General features: G+C 60.0%; 15 protein-coding genes. 10 read left to right on the top strand and 5 right to left on the bottom strand.

Features of this window, described 5'->3' with window-relative positions; all coding sequences use genetic code 11:
* The first annotated feature begins 263 nt into the window (after positions 1–263).
* Positions 264–782, top strand: a complete 519-nt coding sequence (locus ACA064_RS28340) for a glycine cleavage system transcriptional repressor (protein ID WP_497671079.1) — start codon at positions 264–266, stop codon at positions 780–782.
* Between the two features lie 224 nt (positions 783–1,006).
* Here ACA064_RS28340 and rarD read toward each other — a convergent pair whose 3' ends face one another.
* From rarD to ACA064_RS28315, 5 genes are all read right to left on the bottom strand, one after another.
* Positions 1,007–1,894 carry an EamA family transporter RarD gene (gene rarD / locus ACA064_RS28335; protein WP_497671078.1) on the bottom strand — a complete coding sequence of 296 codons (888 nt, stop codon included), beginning with the start codon at positions 1,892–1,894 and terminating at the stop codon, positions 1,007–1,009.
* 186 nt (positions 1,895–2,080) lie between these two features.
* On the bottom strand, positions 2,081–3,055 hold the full coding sequence (locus tag ACA064_RS28330; protein ID WP_497671077.1) for a serine/threonine protein kinase: 975 nt from the start codon (positions 3,053–3,055) through the stop codon (positions 2,081–2,083).
* A 229-nt stretch (positions 3,056–3,284) separates the two neighbouring features.
* Positions 3,285–5,186, bottom strand: coding sequence for a PhoX family protein (locus ACA064_RS28325; RefSeq protein WP_497671076.1), 1,902 nt, complete (start codon positions 5,184–5,186; stop codon positions 3,285–3,287).
* 70 nt (positions 5,187–5,256) lie between these two features.
* Entirely contained in the window at positions 5,257–6,021 is a 765-nt protein-coding gene (locus ACA064_RS28320; RefSeq protein ID WP_497671075.1) for a TOBE domain-containing protein, read from the bottom strand.
* Positions 6,022–6,085: 64 nt separating this feature from the next.
* Positions 6,086–6,826, bottom strand: coding sequence for a double zinc ribbon domain-containing protein (locus ACA064_RS28315; RefSeq protein WP_497671074.1), 741 nt, complete (start codon positions 6,824–6,826; stop codon positions 6,086–6,088).
* 93 nt (positions 6,827–6,919) lie between these two features.
* Here ACA064_RS28315 and bioB point away from each other — a divergent pair, with 93 nt between their 5' ends.
* From bioB to ACA064_RS28270, 9 genes are all read left to right on the top strand, one after another.
* Positions 6,920–7,975: a biotin synthase BioB gene (gene bioB / locus ACA064_RS28310; protein ID WP_497671073.1), complete on the top strand. Its 1,056-nt coding sequence runs from the start codon at positions 6,920–6,922 to the stop codon at positions 7,973–7,975.
* 140 nt (positions 7,976–8,115) lie between these two features.
* Positions 8,116–9,294 carry an 8-amino-7-oxononanoate synthase gene (gene bioF / locus ACA064_RS28305; RefSeq protein WP_497671072.1) on the top strand — a complete coding sequence of 393 codons (1,179 nt, stop codon included), beginning with the start codon at positions 8,116–8,118 and terminating at the stop codon, positions 9,292–9,294.
* A complete protein-coding gene (locus tag ACA064_RS28300; protein WP_497671071.1) occupies positions 9,287–10,018 on the top strand; it encodes an alpha/beta fold hydrolase in 732 nt (243 codons plus the stop codon). Before bioF ends, ACA064_RS28300 begins: the two co-directional genes overlap by 8 nt.
* Positions 10,011–10,823: a malonyl-ACP O-methyltransferase BioC gene (bioC, locus tag ACA064_RS28295; RefSeq protein WP_497671070.1), complete on the top strand. Its 813-nt coding sequence runs from the start codon at positions 10,011–10,013 to the stop codon at positions 10,821–10,823. Before ACA064_RS28300 ends, bioC begins: the two co-directional genes overlap by 8 nt.
* Positions 10,820–11,500 (top strand): dethiobiotin synthase, encoded by a 681-nt coding sequence (bioD, locus tag ACA064_RS28290; protein ID WP_497671069.1) that lies wholly within the window; start codon positions 10,820–10,822, stop codon positions 11,498–11,500. Before bioC ends, bioD begins: the two co-directional genes overlap by 4 nt.
* 107 nt (positions 11,501–11,607) lie before the next feature.
* Positions 11,608–11,904, top strand: coding sequence for a pyrroloquinoline quinone biosynthesis protein PqqE (locus ACA064_RS28285; RefSeq protein WP_497671068.1), 297 nt, complete (start codon positions 11,608–11,610; stop codon positions 11,902–11,904).
* A gap of 381 nt (positions 11,905–12,285) precedes the next feature.
* Entirely contained in the window at positions 12,286–14,091 is a 1,806-nt protein-coding gene (locus tag ACA064_RS28280) for a phenylacyl-CoA dehydrogenase (RefSeq protein WP_497671067.1), read from the top strand.
* A 218-nt stretch (positions 14,092–14,309) separates the two neighbouring features.
* On the top strand, positions 14,310–15,599 hold the full coding sequence (locus ACA064_RS28275; RefSeq protein WP_497671066.1) for a GGDEF domain-containing protein: 1,290 nt from the start codon (positions 14,310–14,312) through the stop codon (positions 15,597–15,599).
* Between the two features lie 90 nt (positions 15,600–15,689).
* Positions 15,690–17,486 carry an acyl-CoA dehydrogenase C-terminal domain-containing protein gene (locus ACA064_RS28270; RefSeq protein WP_497671065.1) on the top strand — a complete coding sequence of 599 codons (1,797 nt, stop codon included), beginning with the start codon at positions 15,690–15,692 and terminating at the stop codon, positions 17,484–17,486.
* Positions 17,487–17,501: the final 15 nt, after the last annotated feature.

Raw genomic sequence — 17,501 nt, 5'->3', positions numbered from 1 at the left:
CTCAAAAAACTATTGGATTGTTCCAGAAAAATATAAAAACAGTACACGATTTGTTTTTCTGCAAATGAAATGGGGCGGTGCGTAAAACCCGCTTCTGTAGGAGCGAGCTTGCTCGCGATGATCGCTAACGGTAGCGAGGGGCGCCTGAATCACCGTAGCGCTCTCGGGTTCATCGCGAACAAGCTCGCTCCCACAGGGCATGCCGGTGAGGCTTGCCTATACTTCCCCTTCTATTACAAAAGTCACGACAAGAGGGCTATGCCATGGACCATCTCGTACTTACCGTATTCGCCCCGGATAAACCCGGCCAGGTCGAGCGCATTGCCCAATGCATTGCCGAGCACGGCGGCAACTGGCTGGAAAGTCGCATGTCACGCATGGCCGGACAATTTGCCGGAATCCTGCGGGTTGGCGTGCCGGCCGAGGCTTATGACGAACTGGTGGATGCGCTGCAAGGGCTGTCGGCGCAGGGTATCCGCGTGCTGATTGCCGAAAGCGGCATCGAGCAATCCTGCACCTGGAAGCCGATCGCCATGGAGTTGGTGGGTAATGACCGCCCGGGGATTGTGCGCGACATCACCCGCTTATTGAGCGAGCAGGGAGTAAACCTGGAGCGATTGGTGACCGATGTGCGTCCGGCGCCCATGAGCAGCGAGCCGCTGTTCCATGCCGAGGCAATTCTGGCGGTGCCACTAACCTTATCCCTCGACGTCTTGCAGGCGCGCCTGGAAACCCTTGCGGACGATTTAATGGTGGAATTGGTATTACGCAGCGAGGTGTAAAGCTGAGGTAACAGTTATCCAAGTAAAACCTGCGCCTGCCTGTGGATAACCTGTAGAGACGCGCCGCCAGCCCAGGCTGGCCGGGGCTCTTCAAGAATTGAGCAAAAAACGAACAGTTTCAAGGGCTTGTGCACAAACGGCGGGGATCAGTCTGTGGATAACCTTGGGGCGGATGCTTGCAGGCCACGTGGATCATGGCCTGCATAGCTTTGTGCATTTTTTGATCAGGCGCGGCGGCGCAGGCTGATCCAGGCGTCCACGCTGTATATCGCCAGTCCGGCCCAGATAAATATGAATGCAACCAGGGTACTTGAGGACAAGTGCTCGCCAAACAGCAGAACCGCCTGCAACAGTACCAGGGTAGGGGCCAGATATTGCAGGAAGCCCAAAGTGGTGTAGGGCAAGTGCCGCGCGGCGGCGTTGAAACAGACCAGTGGTACCAAGGTGATCGGGCCGGCAGCTACCAGCCACCAGGCTTCGGAGGTGGTCCAGAACTCGGCCTGGGCACTGCTTGCGCCGGGGTTGAGCAATAGCCAGCCAAGAGCAATCGGCACCAGCATCCAGGTTTCCACCACCAACCCGGGCAAGGCCTTGACCGGAGCCTGCTTGCGGATCAGCCCGTAGAAGCCAAACGTCAGCGCCAGCACCAGCGAGACCCAGGGCAGGCTGCCCACTTGCCAGACTTGCTGCGCCACGCCGACCGCAGCCAGCCCCACCGCCAGCCACTGCATGCGCCGCAGCCGCTCGCCGAGCAACAGCATGCCCAGCAGCACGTTCACCAAGGGGTTGATGTAATAACCGAGGCTGGCTTCGAGCATGCGACCGTTATTCACCGACCAGACATAGGTCAGCCAGTTGGCTGCGATCAGCGTGCCGCTCAAGGCCAGAATCGCCAGTCGCCGCGGGTTCTCCCGCAACTCGCGCCACCAGCCCGGATGTTTCCAGACCAGCAACAGCAAGGCGCCGAACAGCGCGGACCAGAGCACCCGGTGGATGATGATCTCTATGGCGGGCACATTGGCGATGGCTTTGAAGTAGAGCGGGAACAGGCCCCAGATGATGTAGGCGGTCAGGCCCAGAATGTACCCGCGACGCGGGTTGGCGGCTTGCATGCAGAGTCCTTGCTTAGGCAGCTAACGGTCAGAGCGGCCATTGTAAGGAGGTTGTATAGATGTGTCGTGCCTGAAAGCAAAGATCGCAGCCTGCGGCAGCTCCTACGCCGACCGGTACAACCGCGAAATGACGGATGTACGAGATTCTGTAGGAGCTGCCGCAGGCTGCGATCTTTTGCTCTTGAATCAGAACAACTTCAGCGGTTCTTCATTCAACGCGGAAAGCTGTTCACGCAACGCCAGCACCTGATCACCCCAATACCGCTCGGTACCAAACCACGGGAAGCTGCGCGGGAACGCCGGATCATCCCAGCGGCGGGCCAGCCAGGCGCTGTAGTGCATCAGACGCAGAGCGCGCAACGGTTCGATAAGTGCCAGTTCACGCGGGTCGAAGTCATGGAACTCGCGGTAGCCATCCATCAGTTCCGACAGCTGGCCCAGGCATTCGTGACGGTCACCGGCGAGCATCATCCACAGATCCTGCACTGCCGGGCCCATGCGGCAGTCGTCGAGGTCGACGATGTGGAACATTTCATCGCGGCACATCATGTTGCCGGGGTGACAGTCGCCATGCATGCGGATGTTCTGGTGTGGCGTGGCCTGGTAGACCTCTTCCACTCGCTTGAGCAGATCCCGGGCGACCGACTCGTAGGCCGGGAGCAAGCTGCGAGGCACGAAATTGCCTTCGAGCAGGGTATTGAGCGAGTCATGGCCGAAGTTCTTCACGCCGAGGGCTTCGCGGTGTTCGAACGGGCGGGTGGCGCCAACCGCATGCAAGCGGCCGAGCAATTGCCCGAGGCGATACAGCTGATCCAGGTTGCCGGGCTCTGGCGCGCGGCCGCCACGGCGAGGGAACAGGGTGAAACGAAAACCGGCGTGTTCGAACAGGCTTTCACCGTTGTGGATCATCGGCGCGACGACCGGCACATCGCACTCGGCGAGTTCGAAGGTGAAGCGGTGTTCTTCGAGGATCGCCTCGTTGGTCCAGCGTTGTGGGCGGTAGAACTTGGCAATCAGCGGCTCGGAGTCGTCGATGCCGACCTGATAAACACGGTTTTCGTAGCTGTTCAGCGCCAGAATGCGGGCATCGCTGAGAAACCCGATGCTTTCAACAGCATCGAGTACCAGATCGGGGGTAAGGGTTTCAAACGGATGGGCCATGCTGACTCCTGCGCGCAGCAGGCTGCCGCGTCCGGCCAGACATGGTAGCGCAAAGCAGGCTGAATTGATCGTTGCGGCTAAGTGCATTACCTGTGGCGAGGGAGCTTGCTCCCGCTCGGCCGCGAAGCGGTCGTACTACATTCAACTGCGTTCAGTCAGACAAACGGTATTTACCGGACTGTGACCGCTTCGCGCTCAAGCGGGAGCAAGCTCCCTCGCCACAGTAGAGTCAGGCGCCGACGATCCCGCCATCTTCACGGGTGATCGCCATCACCGACGACCTCGGCTTGCCGTTCGGCAAATGCTCGGGGAAGGTCGAACCGCCGTTCTCGCCTGGGTGCTGAATGCCGACGAACAGGGTTTTCTGATCCGGCGAAAAGCTGATGCCGGTCACTTCGCATCCTACCGGGCCGACCATGAACCGTCGGATTTCGCCGCTCACCGGATCGGCGCAAAGCATCTGATTGTTGCCCATCCCGGCGAAGTCGCCGCTGTTGCTGGCGTCGCCGTCGGTAAGGATCCACAGCCGGCCAGCGTCGTCGAAACCCAGGCCGTCGGGGCTGTTGAACATGTTCTGCGGGGTGATGTTCGACGAGCCGCCTTTCAGCGTACCGGCATGCACCGCAGGATTACCCGCGACCACAAACAGATCCCAGGAAAAACTTATCGCCCCATGGTCGTCACTGGATTCCTGCCAGCGCAGAATCTGTCCGTAGACGTTCTTCTCCCGCGGGTTCGGGCCGCCAACCGGCTGGCCGTCTTCGCCGCGCTTGGCGTTGTTGGTCAGGGTGCAGTAGACCTGGCCATCTTTCGGGCTGACGACTATCCATTCCGGGCGGTCCATGCGCGTGGCGTTGACCACGCTGGCAGCGAGCCGGGCGTGGATCAATATCTCGGCCTGATCGGCAAATCCACTGCTGGCGTCGATGCCGTTTTTACCATGGGTCATTTCGATCCACTGACCCTGACCTTTTGGATGGTCGGGGTTGCTGTCGCCAGCGTCGAAACGTGCGACGTACAGCGTGCCGTGATCCAGCAGGTCGCGGTTGGCTTGCGGATCCTGATGATTGATCTTGTCGCGGCTGATGAATTTGTAAATGAACTCACCGCGTTCATCGTCACCCATGTAGACCACGGCGCGCCCGTCGCCGGTCTCGGCCAGTGCGGCGTTTTCATGCTTGAAACGGCCCAGGGCGGTACGTTTTACCGGGGTCGATTGCGGGTCGAATGGGTCGATCTCGACGATCCAGCCATGGCGGTTGAGCTCATTGGGGTTTTTTGCCAGGTCGAAGCGTGGGTCGTGTTGGTGCCAGTTAATCTCTTTGCTGGTGGCCACCGCGCCATAGCGTTTTTGCGCAGCGTCGAATTTCAGCTCGGGGTTGTTGCTGCCAAAGCAGTCGGTGAAGTTCTCTTCACAGGTCAGATAAGTGCCCCACGGGGTTTTGCCGTTGGCGCAGTTCTGGAAAGTGCCGAGGACTGTATTGCCCTGCGGGTCGGCACTGGTTTTCAGCAACTCATGCCCGGCGGCCGGACCGCTCACACGCAATGGCGAGTTGCCGTGGATGCGGCGGTTGTAGTTCGAGCCCTGGACAAATTGCCAGTGGCCACTCTTGCGTTGCACCTCGATGACCGACACACCTTCGCAGGCCAGCGCCTTGTGCACATCCGCCGCCGACTGCGGCATACCACCATGGGGGTAAAGGTAGCGGTAGTTGGTGTATTCGTTGTTGATTGCTATCAGCGCCCGGTCATGATCGTCGGGGAAGGCGAACAGGCTCATGCCGTCGGTGTTATCGCCGAACTGGACTTCCTGGGCCTGGGCCGTGCCATTGCCGCTGGGGTCGAACGCCGGTCCGTCCTTTTGCAGAGGTTGCCCCCAGCTGATCAGCACCGACGATTTATAACCTGGCGGCAGGCTGATGGTGTCGCTGGTGGCGGCGGCAATGCTGTTGAAACCCAGCAGCTTGCTGGAGCCGGTACTGACACCGGCGGCCAGTACGCTGCGGCTCAGTAGGTTCCCGCCCAGAAACATGGCCGCGCCGCACAGGGCGCCGGCACTGATGAAGCCACGGCGGCTGAGGCCGACGATGTTTTCGAGGTCGGTGGGCTGGTTTTCTTCTAGTAATTTCACATCAAGCTCCCTGCAGGTTTTTGAAGACACCTTAAAGAGAGTCGATGACGGAAATGTTGCAGCGGGATTTCTACAGCGGGGTGCCCAGCAATACGTTGGACGCTGCGAACTGCACCAACACCGCTTTCCCGGCCGTCAGCGCCAAAGTTCTCAGATGTAACGGCTCGGCCAATGCGCACAAGGTCTGGCCATTAGGCAGGGCGATACGTACTTCGCTGGGCCCGTCTTCGGCGTCGAGAATCTCTACGATGCTGCCGCCCAGGCAATTGTGCCCGGCGGTTGCGGCTTGATCGATGGCCAGCAAGTCCAGCCAACCGGCCTTGATCAGCGCCACCACTTCAGTACCCATATCCAGCTCCAGACGCAGGGTGCTGTCATGGGTGATCTGCGCCTGGATCCTCAGCCCTTCGGCCAGTTCCAGGCTGATCAGGTCATTGCGCCCCTGACTGTCGATAGCCACGACCTTGCCGTGCAGTTGGTTGCGGGCGCTGGTTCTGAGCATCAAGCGGCCGAGCAGATCCAGGTCGCTGGCGTCTTCGGCGGCTTCCAGCACCTGGGCCTGCAACGTTTGCAGACGTTGATAGAGTCGCAACACCCGTTCACCTTCGCTGGATAACTTCGCTCCACCACCGCCCTTGCCGCCGACGCTGCGCTCGACCAAGGGCTTCTGCGCCAGGTTGTTCAACTCATCGATGGCGTCCCAGGCAGCCTTGTAGCTCAAGCCCGCACTTTTCGCGGCGCGGGTGATCGAGCCTTGCTCGGCAATGTGCTGCAGCAAGGCAATGCGCTGCGGGCGACGGACGATGTGTTGGGTCAAAAGCGTGGGCAAGGACATGGCGGCGCGCTACGAGCTGTGATGATGGGATCGGACGTTGGCGGCTTGGCGCTTGAGAGTCAAGTCAGGCCTGATCGCCAGGTTTTGGAGTTCTGGCCAGACAGTAGACGTCGACCTGTCTGGCTCCGCCATTCATCAACAAGCGGGCCAGGTATTCGGCAGTGGCGCCGGTGGTCAGCACGTCGTCGACCAGTGCCAGATGGCGGTCTGCAATCTGCGCATCAGGCGCCAGGGCAAAGGCCGTTCGCAGGTTGCGCCGGCGCGCCTCGGCGTTCAGTTCCTGTTGCGCGGTGGTGTCTTGAGTGCGCAGCAATACACGTTCTTCGCAGGGGATCTTCAAACTGTCGCTGAGCCAGTGGGCGAGCATCGCCGCCTGGTTGTAACCGCGCTCGCGCAGGCGCTTGTTCGATAAAGGAACAGGGATCAGGGCATCGGGCCGGGTGAGGTCTTCATCGAAGCGATGGTGCAGCGATTGGCCAAGAAGTTCGGCCAGCAAACGACCAATCGGCCACTTTGCCCGATGCTTGAAGCGGGTGATCAAACTGTCGATCGGAAAGCCGTAAGCCCAGGGCGCTACGACCTGGGCAAAGGCCGGCGGCTTTTTCAGGCATTGGCCGCAAGTCAAACCCGCCATGGGCAAGGGCAGGGCGCAAACCTGGCACTGATCACCGAGCCAGGGCAGCTCGCTTTCACAGGGGGTGCAGATCGGGTGAGGGGTATCGGTGGATTCGTCGCAGAGCAAACAGTGCTGGTTGTTTTTTAACCAGATGTAAACCGGTCCGATGTATCGTGGTTGACAGCGCATGACTCTTCCTTAAATATGCCGAACATCCGTGTCGCGCCTGTGGGTATTACTGACCGCAGCCGCTTGCCAAGCATAAAACAAGGGAATCAGCCGATGAGCGCCAGTATCACCGCCAAATTGCGTCACGATTGGTCGTTAGCCGAAGTCAAGGCGCTGTTCGTTCAGCCCTTCAATGACCTGTTGTTCCAGGCGCAGACGGTGCACCGCGCGCATTTCGACGCCAACCGGGTACAAGTCTCGACACTGCTGTCGATCAAGACCGGTGCCTGCCCGGAAGATTGCAAATATTGTCCGCAGTCCGGTCACTACAACACCGGCCTGGAAAAAGAAAAGCTGATGGAAGTGCAGAAGGTCCTCGAAGAGGCCGCTCGCGCCAAGGCCATTGGTTCAACCCGTTTCTGCATGGGCGCGGCCTGGAAACATCCGTCGGCCAAAGACATGCCCTACGTGCTGGAAATGGTCAAAGGCGTGAAAGCCATGGGCCTGGAAACCTGCATGACTCTGGGGCGTCTCGATCAGGACCAGACCGAAGCCCTGGCCCAGGCCGGCCTGGACTACTACAACCACAACCTCGACACCTCGCCTGAGTTCTACGGCAGCATCATCACCACCCGTACCTACAGCGAGCGCCTGCAAACCCTGGCTTACGTGCGTGATTCCGGGATGAAGATCTGCTCTGGCGGCATTCTCGGCATGGGCGAGTCCCTCGATGACCGCGCCAATCTGCTGATCCAGCTGGCCAACCTGCCGGAGCATCCGGAATCGGTGCCAATCAACATGCTGGTGAAAGTCGCCGGCACGCCTCTGGAAAACGCCGAAGACATCGATCCGTTCGACTTCATCCGCATGCTCGCGGTCGCGCGGATCCTGATGCCGCAATCCCACGTGCGTCTGTCTGCAGGTCGCGAAGCGATGAATGAGCAGATGCAGGCCCTGGCCTTCTTTGCCGGTGCCAACTCGATTTTCTACGGCGACAAACTGCTGACTACCGCCAACCCGCAGGCTGACAAGGACATGCAACTGTTCTCGCGCCTGGGCATCCTTCCGGAAGCCCGCGAAGAACACGCTGACGAAGTGCATCAGGCGGCCATTGAGCAAGCGCTGATTGAGCAGAAGAGCAGCGAGCAGTTCTATAACGCGGCTGTTTGACACGCACGCTTTCCTGTAGGAGCTGCCGCAGGCTGCGATCTTTTGGCATTAGTAAGGTCACCGAAAATCAAGATCAAAAGATCGCAGCCTTCGGCAGCTCCTACAGATGTTTCTGCCCCCTTCCTACTCGTGAGGCCTGCATGTCATTTGATCTCAGCGCGCGCCTTGCTGCCCGTCGTGCCGAAAACCTTTATCGCCATCGCCCTCTGCTCGAAAGCCCCCAGGGGCCGGAAGTGGTGGTCGACGGTCAGCCGTTACTGGCGTTCTGCAACAACGATTACCTCGGCCTGGCCAATCACCCACAAGTGATCGAAGCCTGGCGCGCCGGGGCGACCCGTTGGGGCGTGGGCGGTGGTGCTTCGCATCTGGTGATTGGTCACAGTTCCCCGCACCATGCGTTGGAAGAGGCCTTGGCCGACTTGACCGGCCGCCCTCGTGCGTTGCTGTTCACTACCGGTTACATGGCCAACCTCGGCGCGGTCACCGCGCTGGTCGGGCAGGGCGATACGGTGCTGGAAGATCGCCTCAATCACGCCTCTTTGCTGGATGCCGGGCTGTTGTCCGGAGCGCGCTTCAATCGCTATCTGCATAACGATGCGCTCAGCCTGGCCAAGCGTCTGGAAAAAGCCACGGGCAATACCCTGGTGGTCACCGATGGCGTGTTCAGCATGGACGGTGACCTTGCCGATCTGCCCGCGCTGGCTCGCGAGGCCAAGGCCAAAGGCGCCTGGTTGATGGTCGATGATGCCCATGGCTTTGGTCCGTTGGGCGCCAATGGTGGCGGGATCGTCGAGCACTTTGGAATGAGTCAGGAGGATGTGCCGGTGTTGGTCGGCACGCTGGGTAAAGCGTTTGGCACGGCCGGGGCGTTTGTCGCCGGAAGTGAAGAGCTGATCGAAAGCCTGATCCAGTTCGCCCGTCCGTACATTTACACCACCAGCCAACCGCCGGCCCTGGCCTGCGCAACACTCAAGAGCCTTGAGTTGCTGCGCAGCGAGCATTGGCGGCGCGATCATCTGAATCTGTTGATCCGCCAGTTCCGCCAGGGTGCCGAACAGATTGGCCTGCAACTGATGGACAGCTTCACACCGATCCAGCCGATCATGATCGGCGACGCCGGCCGTGCCGTTCGCTTGTCGCAGATGCTGCGCGAGCGCGGTTTGATGGTCACGGCGATCCGCCCGCCGACCGTGCCGGCTGGCAGTGCGCGGTTGCGCGTGACCTTGTCCGCGGCCCACAGCGAGGCGCAGGTCCAGCTATTGTTAAATGCACTGGCCGACTGTTTTAACGAACTGGTACCGGAGCCAAGCAATGCGTGATCGACTGATTCTGCTGCCCGGTTGGGGGCTCGGCATTTCGCCGCTGGAGCCTCTTGCGATCGCCTTGCAGGGCTTGGACGAACACCTGCGGGTCGAGATCGAGCCGTTGCCGGAACTGCAGTCGAGCGACCTGGAAGAGTGGCTCGACGAACTCGATGCGAGCGTGCCGGACAACACCTGGCTGGGTGGCTGGTCGTTGGGCGGCATGCTCGCTGCAGAGCTGGCCGCCCGCCGTGGCGACCGTTGCTGCGGTTTGCTGACCCTGGCCAGTAACCCGTGTTTTGTCGCCCATGCCGAGTGGCCGAGCGCGATGCCCAGTGAAACCTTCGATGCCTTCCTGGCCGGCTGCAGCGCCGAACCACGCGGGACCCTCAAACGCTTCGCGCTGCTCTGCGCCCAGGGTGCCGAGGACCCGCGCGGCATGGCCCGTTTGCTATTGGGCGGTGCACCCCATACAACACCTGCAGTCTTGATGAGCGGATTGGAGTTGCTGGCTCAGCTGGACACCCGCCAGGCCTTGCAGTCTTTCCGTGGCCCGCAACTGCATCTGTTTGCCGGGCTCGATGGTCTGATCCCGGCTGAAGCGGCAAGCGAGTTGCTGGTGTTGTTGCCGGATGTCGAAATTGGTTTGATTGAACAGGCCAGCCACGCGTTTCTTCTGGAGGACCCCCACGGAGTGGCGGGTGCGATCCAGGCCTTCTTGCATGAGTCCGGTGATGACTGATTTATCCTTCCCCAAACTGCCGGGCGGCTTGCCGGACAAACGTCAGGTTGCGGCGTCCTTTTCCCGTGCCGCGGCCAGTTACGACAGCGTGGCTGAATTGCAGCGGGCCGTCGGTAGCGAATTGCTGAGTCGTTTGCCCGGCGATTTTTCCCCTGGGCGTTGGCTGGACCTGGGCTGCGGCACGGGGTACTTCAGTCGTGTGCTGGGTCGGACCTTCCCCGAGAGCGAAGGGCTGGCGCTGGACATCGCCGAAGGGATGCTCAACCACGCCCGGCCATTGGGCGGTGCAGTGCACTTCATTGCCGGCGATGCCGAGCGCTTGCCGTTGCAGGCAAACAGCTGCGAGCTGATCTTCTCCAGCCTGGCGGTGCAGTGGTGTGCGGACTTCGCTTCGGTGTTGAGCGAGGCGCATCGCGTACTGAAACCTGGCGGCGTGATGGCGTTTGCCAGCCTGTGCGTCGGCACTCTGTATGAGTTGCGTGATAGCTGGGGTCAGGTCGACGGTATGGTTCACGTCAATCGCTTCCGCCCGTTCAGCACTTATCAGCAGCTATGCGCCGCCAGTGGCTTGGGTGTGCTCAGCCTGGAAACTCGCCCACATGTTCTGCATTATCCTGATGTGCGTAGCCTGACCCACGAGCTCAAAGCCTTGGGCGCGCACAATCTGAACCCCGGTCGGCCCGGGGGGTTGACGGGCCGGGCGCGGATACTAGGGTTGATCCAGGCCTATGAACAGTTTCGTCAGGGACAAGGGCTGCCTGCAACTTATCAGGTGGTCTACGGCGTATTGGAGAAACCGCTATGAGCGCAGCCTATTTCATCACTGGCACCGATACCGATGTCGGCAAGACCACCATCGCCGCAGGTTTGCTGCATGCCGCGCGGACAGCGGGGATGAGCACGGCAGCGGGCAAGCCGGTGGCCTCCGGCTGCGAAGTGACGCCCAAGGGCTTGCGCAACGCCGATGCGCTGGCGTTGCGGGCTGAATGTTCCTTGCCGCTGAGCTACGCCGAGGTCAATCCGGTGGCGTTCGAACCGGCCATCGCACCGCATCTGGCCGCTCGAGAGGCTGGCGTGGCGCTGACCGTTCAGTCGTTGCTGCTGCCGATGGAGGAGCTTCTGAACAAGCAAGCAGACTTTACCCTGATCGAAGGCGCGGGCGGCTGGCGAGTGCCATTGGCCGATCAGGACAATATGTCGGACCTGGCGATGGCTTTGCAGCTGCCGGTGATTCTGGTGGTGGGGGTGCGGCTAGGTTGCATCAATCATGCGTTGCTGACGGCCGAAGCGATTGCCCTGGACGGTTTGCAGTTGGCAGGTTGGGTGGCCAATATCATCGATCCGAAGACCTCACGTCTGGAAGAAAACCTCGCAACCCTGGCCGAGCGATTGCCTGCACCCTGCCTCGGTCGAGTGCCGAAACTCAAGGCACCCACTGCGGATGCAGTGGCCGAACATCTGCAACTGGAACTGCTGGACTAGAGTTTACCTATGACAAGGCACTCTGCCATTAGTGTTTTTGTCGGGTCTTTTCGAGGCGGGTCTGCTTCAATGGACCCCGATTATCCTTTTCAGGATCGAGTTCTCCCATGGAAATCTCAGGGAATACCGCTTTCTATGCCGGTCTGAGCAGCATTCAGACGGGGCAGAACCGTGTTGACCAGGCGGCCAGCCAGATCGCCAACACGACCATCGAGCGTTCCGTTACCAGCCAGTCATCCGAGACTCAAGTCGACCGTCTGCGCGCGGTAGATCGCAGCCAGCAATCGGATCTGGCCAGCAGCATGGTCGAGATGTCTCAGGGCAAGATACAGGCGGAACTGGGCGTCAGAATCGCCAAGGCTTCCGATGAAATGCTCGGTACCTTGATCGATACCTACGCTTGAAGTCCTGCCGCTCCTGCTGATTTTTGTCGTGACACCACGCCCTCTTCGGGGGCAAGCCCACTCCCACAGAGGAGTGTGTTCTCACGTGGGAGCGGCGGTGCGGCGATCCGACTTGCCCGCGAAGGCATCCGCCCTGTCAAAATAGCTTTCGCTTCATCCCTCAGAGCCTCTAGCTCAACTATTCTCTTCATCATCAGCCACTGCTGCCTTGATCGCTGCAGGCCTGTGCCTGCGTGGCACTCAGCCTGTCGATGACGAACGGCGCTTTATCGGCGCTTGACAAGGTTTCATGGTAAACGTATGTTTCAAACAACTGTTTGACCGCCATAACAAATCAACGCGGTTGTTCATTCCAGGATTCATCAGCAGAGGTTTATCGCTATGCCTGACTACAAGGCCCCCTTGCGTGATATTCGCTTCGTTCGTGACGAACTGCTCGGCTACGAAGCGCATTATCAGAGCCTGCCGGCTTGCCAGGACGCTACCCCGGACATGGTTGACGCCATTCTCGAGGAAGGCGCCAAGTTTTGTGAGCAGGTGTTGGCTCCGCTGAACCGCGTGGGCGACACCGAAGGCTGCACCTGGAGTGAATCCGGCGTTAAGACTCCGACCGGCTTCAAAGAAGCCTACAAACAATTCGTCGAAGGCGGCTGGCCAAGCCTGGCTCACGACGTAGAGCACGGCGGCCAGGGTCTGCCGGAGTCGCTGGGTCTGGCAGTCAGCGAAATGGTCGGCGAAGCCAACTGGTCGTGGGGCATGTACCCAGGCCTGTCCCATGGCGCGATGAACACCATTTCCGAACACGGTACGCCTGAGCAGCAAGAGGCCTACCTGACCAAACTGGTTTCCGGCGAATGGACCGGCACTATGTGCCTGACCGAACCGCACTGCGGCACCGACCTGGGCATGCTGCGCACCAAGGCCGAACCTCAGGCTGACGGTTCCTACAAAGTCACTGGCACCAAGATCTTCATCTCGGCCGGTGAACACGACATGGCCGACAACATCGTCCACATCGTACTGGCACGCCTGCCAGACGCACCGGCTGGCACCAAAGGCATTTCGCTGTTCATCGTTCCGAAGTTCATGCCGAACGCTGACGGCAGCGTCGGCGATCGCAACGCTGTGACCTGCGGTTCCCTGGAACACAAGATGGGCATCCACGGCAACGCGACCTGCGTGATGAACTTCGACGCGGCCACCGGTTTCCTGATCGGCCCGGCGAACAAAGGTCTGAACTGCATGTTCACCTTTATGAACACCGCACGTCTGGGTACTGCGCTGCAAGGTCTGGCGCATGCCGAGATCGGCTTCCAGGGCGGCCTGAAATACGCTCGCGATCGTCTGCAAATGCGCTCCCTGACTGGCCCGAAAGCGCCGGACAAAGCCGCTGACCCGATCATCGTGCACCCTGACGTACGCCGCATGCTGTTGACCATGAAGGCCTTCGCCGAAGGTAACCGTGCAATGGTTTACTTCACCGCCAAACAGGTTGACATCGTCAAGTACGGCGTGGATGAAGAAGAGAAGAAGAAGGCCGACGCACTGCTGGCGTTCATGACTCCAATCGCCAAAGCCTTCATGACTGAAGTCGGTTTCGAGTCCGCCAACCACGGCGTGCAGATCTACGGCGGCCACGGCTTCATCGCCGAGTGGGGCATGGAGCAGAACGTTCGCGACAGCCGCATTTCCATGCTGTACGAAGGCACCACCGGGATCCAGGCACTCGATCTGCTGGGTCGCAAAGTGCTGATGACTCAAGGCGAGGCGCTGAAAAGCTTCACCAAGATCGTTCACAAATTCTGTCAGACCAATGAAGGCAACGAAGCTGTCAAAGAGTTCGTCGAGCCTCTGGCTGCACTGAACAAAGAGTGGGGCGAGCTGACCATGAAGGTCGGTATGGCGGCCATGAAAGACCGTGAAGAAGTCGGTGCCGCTTCGGTGGATTACCTGATGTACTCCGGTTATGCCTGCCTGGCTTACTTCTGGGCCGACATGGCGCGTCTGGCTGCCGAAAAACTGGCTGCCGGCACCAGCGAAGAGGGGTTCTACACCGCCAAGCTGCAAACTGCGCGCTTCTACTTCCAGCGCATCCTGCCGCGTACCCGCACTCACGTTGTAACCATGCTGTCGGGCGCCAGCAACCTGATGGACATGAAAGAAGAAGACTTTGCCCTGGGTTACTAAACCTTAAGCAGTCTTTCAAAAAGCCGCTGCTCTCTCGGGAGTAGCGGTTTTTTTGTGCCCGGTAGGTCGCAACACTGGAGATCGAATGTGGGAGCGAGCTTGCTCGCGATGGCGGACTGTCGAGCGACACTAATGACCTGCATCACAATGTGCGTGCCTATTTGCGAGCAATGCAGGCACAATGCCATCTGTCGATATGCCGGGTCGGAGCTTTACCCTTGCCGCGTTCCAGCGCTGTACGTTTCAGTCATTTTTTCCCGTCATTGCTGTTGTTGCTTGCGGGGCTTGCGGCTGCCTACGTCAAGGATCTCAACGTCTTTTTCACCTCACTGTTCAATGTGCTGCCGACCCTGGTGCTGTTGCTCGGCGGTGCCTACTGCGCGGTTTACCGGCGTCAGCGTGAACTGTTCCTGATGCTCACGGTGTACATCGCCTATTACATGCTCGATACCCAGACCGACTACTACCGCGACAATGGCAAAGTCCGTGAAGACGCTGCGCTGGTGTTCCATCTCTGCTGCCTGTTGTTGCCCTTGCTCTATGGACTGTTCGCCGCCTGGCAGGAGCGCACTCATCTGTTTCAGGACATGCTGGCGCGCTTTGCCGTGTTACTGGCGTTCGGCAGCGTCGCGCTGAGTCTTGCGCAAAGTTATCCGCATGTACTGCTGAACTGGCTGGCCCAGATCCGCTGGCCAGCCTTGCATGGTTCGTGGATGAGTTTGATCCAGTTGTCCTATCCGGTTTTTTTTGCCGCGTTCGGGCTGCTGGCCGTGCAGTACTGGCGTCACCCACGACCTTTACACGCCGCGCAACTGGTGGGGGTGCTCGGGCTGTTCTGGATGTTGCCCAAGACCTTCATCCTGCCATTCACCCTGAACATCATGGCCAGCCAGGTGATGCTGATGATCGCCGCGGCGGTAGCCCACGAAGCCTATCAAATGGCCTTTCGCGACGAACTGACCGGCCTGCCCGGGCGCCGCGCATTAAACGAGCGCCTGCAGCGCCTGGGGCGCAATTACGTGCTGGCCATGAGCGACGTCGATCATTTCAAGAAATTCAACGATACCCACGGTCACGACGTCGGCGACCAGGTGTTGCGCCTGGTGGCCAGCAAATTGTCGAAGATCAGCGGCGGTGGTCGCGCTTATCGCTACGGCGGTGAGGAGTTCGCCCTGGTGTTCGCCGGCAAGACCCTGGAAGAGTGCATGCCACACCTTGAAGTCATCCGCGAATCCATTGCCACTTACAACATCCATTTGCGCAACCAGGCCAGCCGCCCGCAGGACGATCAGCAGGGCCGGCAACGTCGAGCCGATGTCGCCGCATCCAGCGTTTCGGTAACGGTCAGCATTGGGGTGGCCGAACGGGTGGAACAACGAACCCCGGAAGCAGTGCTCAAATCGGCAGACCAGGCGCTCTATAGCGCCAAGGGGGCGGGACGAAACTGCGTCATGGCCTTCGGTCAAAACCGCCGCGGCGCAGTGCGCATGGATGCCGCTGCGGGTTGAGTGATGATGGCGCATTCAGCGTCTGGACTGTGATTGTCCGGGGCAGGTCGGCGCAGTAGCTTGGGTTATCTGCTGCCGGAGAAAATCACCATGCCCGAGTACAAAGCTCCCCTGCGCGACATGCGCTTTCTGATCGACCACGTCTTTGACTTTCACAGCAACTACGCCGCGCTGGGTGCCACCGACGCCAGTCCGGATATGGTCAATGCGATCCTCGAAGAGGGTTCGAAATTCTGCGAAAACGTGCTGGCGCCGCTGAACCGGTCCGGCGATGAAGAAGGCTGCCATTTCGACAATGGGGTGGTCACTACACCGAAGGGTTTCAAACAGGCTTTCGCCCAATACGTCGAAGGAGGCTGGCATGGCCTCGCAGCGGATCCGACCTATGGCGGACAAGGTTTGCCGCACTCGCTGGGGTTGGTTATCAGCGAGATGGTCGGCTCCAGCAACACGTCCTGGGGCATGTACCCCGGTCTGACCCACGGCGCCATGTCGGCGATCCACGCCCACGGCACGCCAGAACAAAAACACACTTACCTGAGCAAGCTGACCGCCGGCCAGTGGACTGGCACCATGTGCCTGACCGAAGCCCATTGCGGCACCGATCTGGGTATTATCAAGACCCGCGCCGTGCCCCAGGCCGACGGCAGCTATGGGATCTGCGGCAGCAAGATTTTCATTTCGGCCGGCGAGCACGACATGAGTGACAACATCATTCATCTGGTGCTGGCAAAACTGCCGGACGCGCCAGCGGGGACCAAGGGGATTTCGCTGTTTATCGTGCCCAAATTCCTGCCTGACAGCGGCGGCGAGGCCGGTGCGCGCAATGGTGTGAGCTGCGGTTCCATCGAACACAAGATGGGCATCAAGGCATCGGCCACCTGCGTGTTGAACTTCGATGAGGCCAAGGGCTTTCTGATCGGTGAGGCCAACAAGGGGCTGAACTGCATGTTCACCATGATGAACCATGCGCGGCTCGGCACCGGGATGCAGGGCTTGTGTCTGGGCGAGGCGAGCTTCCAGGGCGCGATCAAATACGCCAACGAGCGTTTGCAAATGCGCGCCTTGACCGGCCCGAAAGCGCCAGAGAAAGTGGCTGACCCGATCATCGTCCACCCCGACGTGCGCCGCATGTTACTGACCATGAAAGCCTTCAACGAAGGCAACCGGGCGCTGACCTACTTCACCGCGCAATTGCTCGATGTCGCCCATCTGGGCGCCGAGCCGACTCAACGTCAGGACGCCGAAGACCTGCTGGCGTTCCTGACACCCATCTGTAAAGCCTTCATGACCGAAACCGGTCTGGAAGTGACCAACCACGGCATGCAAGTGTTCGGCGGCCATGGCTTCATTCGTGAGTGGGGTATGGAGCAGCTGGTCAGGGATTGTCGGATTGCGCCGATCTACGAAGGCACCAACGGCATTCAGGCACTGGACCTGCTCGGGCGTAAAGTCCTCGGCAGTCAAGGCAAGCTGCTGCGCGGTTTCACCAAGATCGTCCACAAGTTTTGCGCGGCGAATGCCGAGCATCCACAGCTCAAAGGCTATGTCGCGCAACTCGACGAGCTGAACCAGCAGTGGGGCGAGTTGACCACCAAAGTCGGCATGGCGGCGATGAAGAACCCTGATGAAGTTGGCGCAGCGGCCCTGGATTATCTGATGTACAGCGGTTACATCATCCTCGCCTACCTGTGGTTGCGCATGGCGCTGGTTGCTCAGGCGCAACTGGACGCGGGTAGCGGCGATGGGGATTATTGCCAGGGCAAGCTCGCGACCTGCGAGTTCTACTTCAAGCGCCTGTTGCCACGCACGACCGCTCATCGGGCCGCGGTGGAGGCTGGGAGCGATTGCCTGATGCGACTGCCTGCAGATCTGTTCGCGCTGTAGGAGCTGCCGAAGGCT

This window comes from Pseudomonas sp. LBUM1658, from assembly GCF_059716055.1.
This window is presented reverse-complemented; position numbering and strand designations above follow the sequence as displayed.

Excerpts from the sequence above, each read along its gene's own strand:
- ACA064_RS28340 (WP_497671079.1), top strand. The coding sequence starts at position 264 with ATGGACCATCTCGTACTTACCGTATTCGCCCCGGATAAACCCGGCCAG.
- rarD (WP_497671078.1), bottom strand. The coding sequence starts at position 1,894 with ATGCAAGCCGCCAACCCGCGTCGCGGGTACATTCTGGGCCTGACCGCC.
- ACA064_RS28330 (WP_497671077.1), bottom strand. The coding sequence starts at position 3,055 with ATGGCCCATCCGTTTGAAACCCTTACCCCCGATCTGGTACTCGATGCT.
- ACA064_RS28320 (WP_497671075.1), bottom strand. The coding sequence starts at position 6,021 with ATGTCCTTGCCCACGCTTTTGACCCAACACATCGTCCGTCGCCCGCAG.
- ACA064_RS28315 (WP_497671074.1), bottom strand. The coding sequence starts at position 6,826 with ATGCGCTGTCAACCACGATACATCGGACCGGTTTACATCTGGTTAAAA.
- bioB (WP_497671073.1), top strand. The coding sequence starts at position 6,920 with ATGAGCGCCAGTATCACCGCCAAATTGCGTCACGATTGGTCGTTAGCC.
- bioF (WP_497671072.1), top strand. The coding sequence starts at position 8,116 with ATGTCATTTGATCTCAGCGCGCGCCTTGCTGCCCGTCGTGCCGAAAAC.
- ACA064_RS28300 (WP_497671071.1), top strand. The coding sequence starts at position 9,287 with ATGCGTGATCGACTGATTCTGCTGCCCGGTTGGGGGCTCGGCATTTCG.
- bioC (WP_497671070.1), top strand. The coding sequence starts at position 10,011 with ATGACTGATTTATCCTTCCCCAAACTGCCGGGCGGCTTGCCGGACAAA.
- bioD (WP_497671069.1), top strand. The coding sequence starts at position 10,820 with ATGAGCGCAGCCTATTTCATCACTGGCACCGATACCGATGTCGGCAAG.
- ACA064_RS28285 (WP_497671068.1), top strand. The coding sequence starts at position 11,608 with ATGGAAATCTCAGGGAATACCGCTTTCTATGCCGGTCTGAGCAGCATT.
- ACA064_RS28280 (WP_497671067.1), top strand. The coding sequence starts at position 12,286 with ATGCCTGACTACAAGGCCCCCTTGCGTGATATTCGCTTCGTTCGTGAC.
- ACA064_RS28270 (WP_497671065.1), top strand. The coding sequence starts at position 15,690 with ATGCCCGAGTACAAAGCTCCCCTGCGCGACATGCGCTTTCTGATCGAC.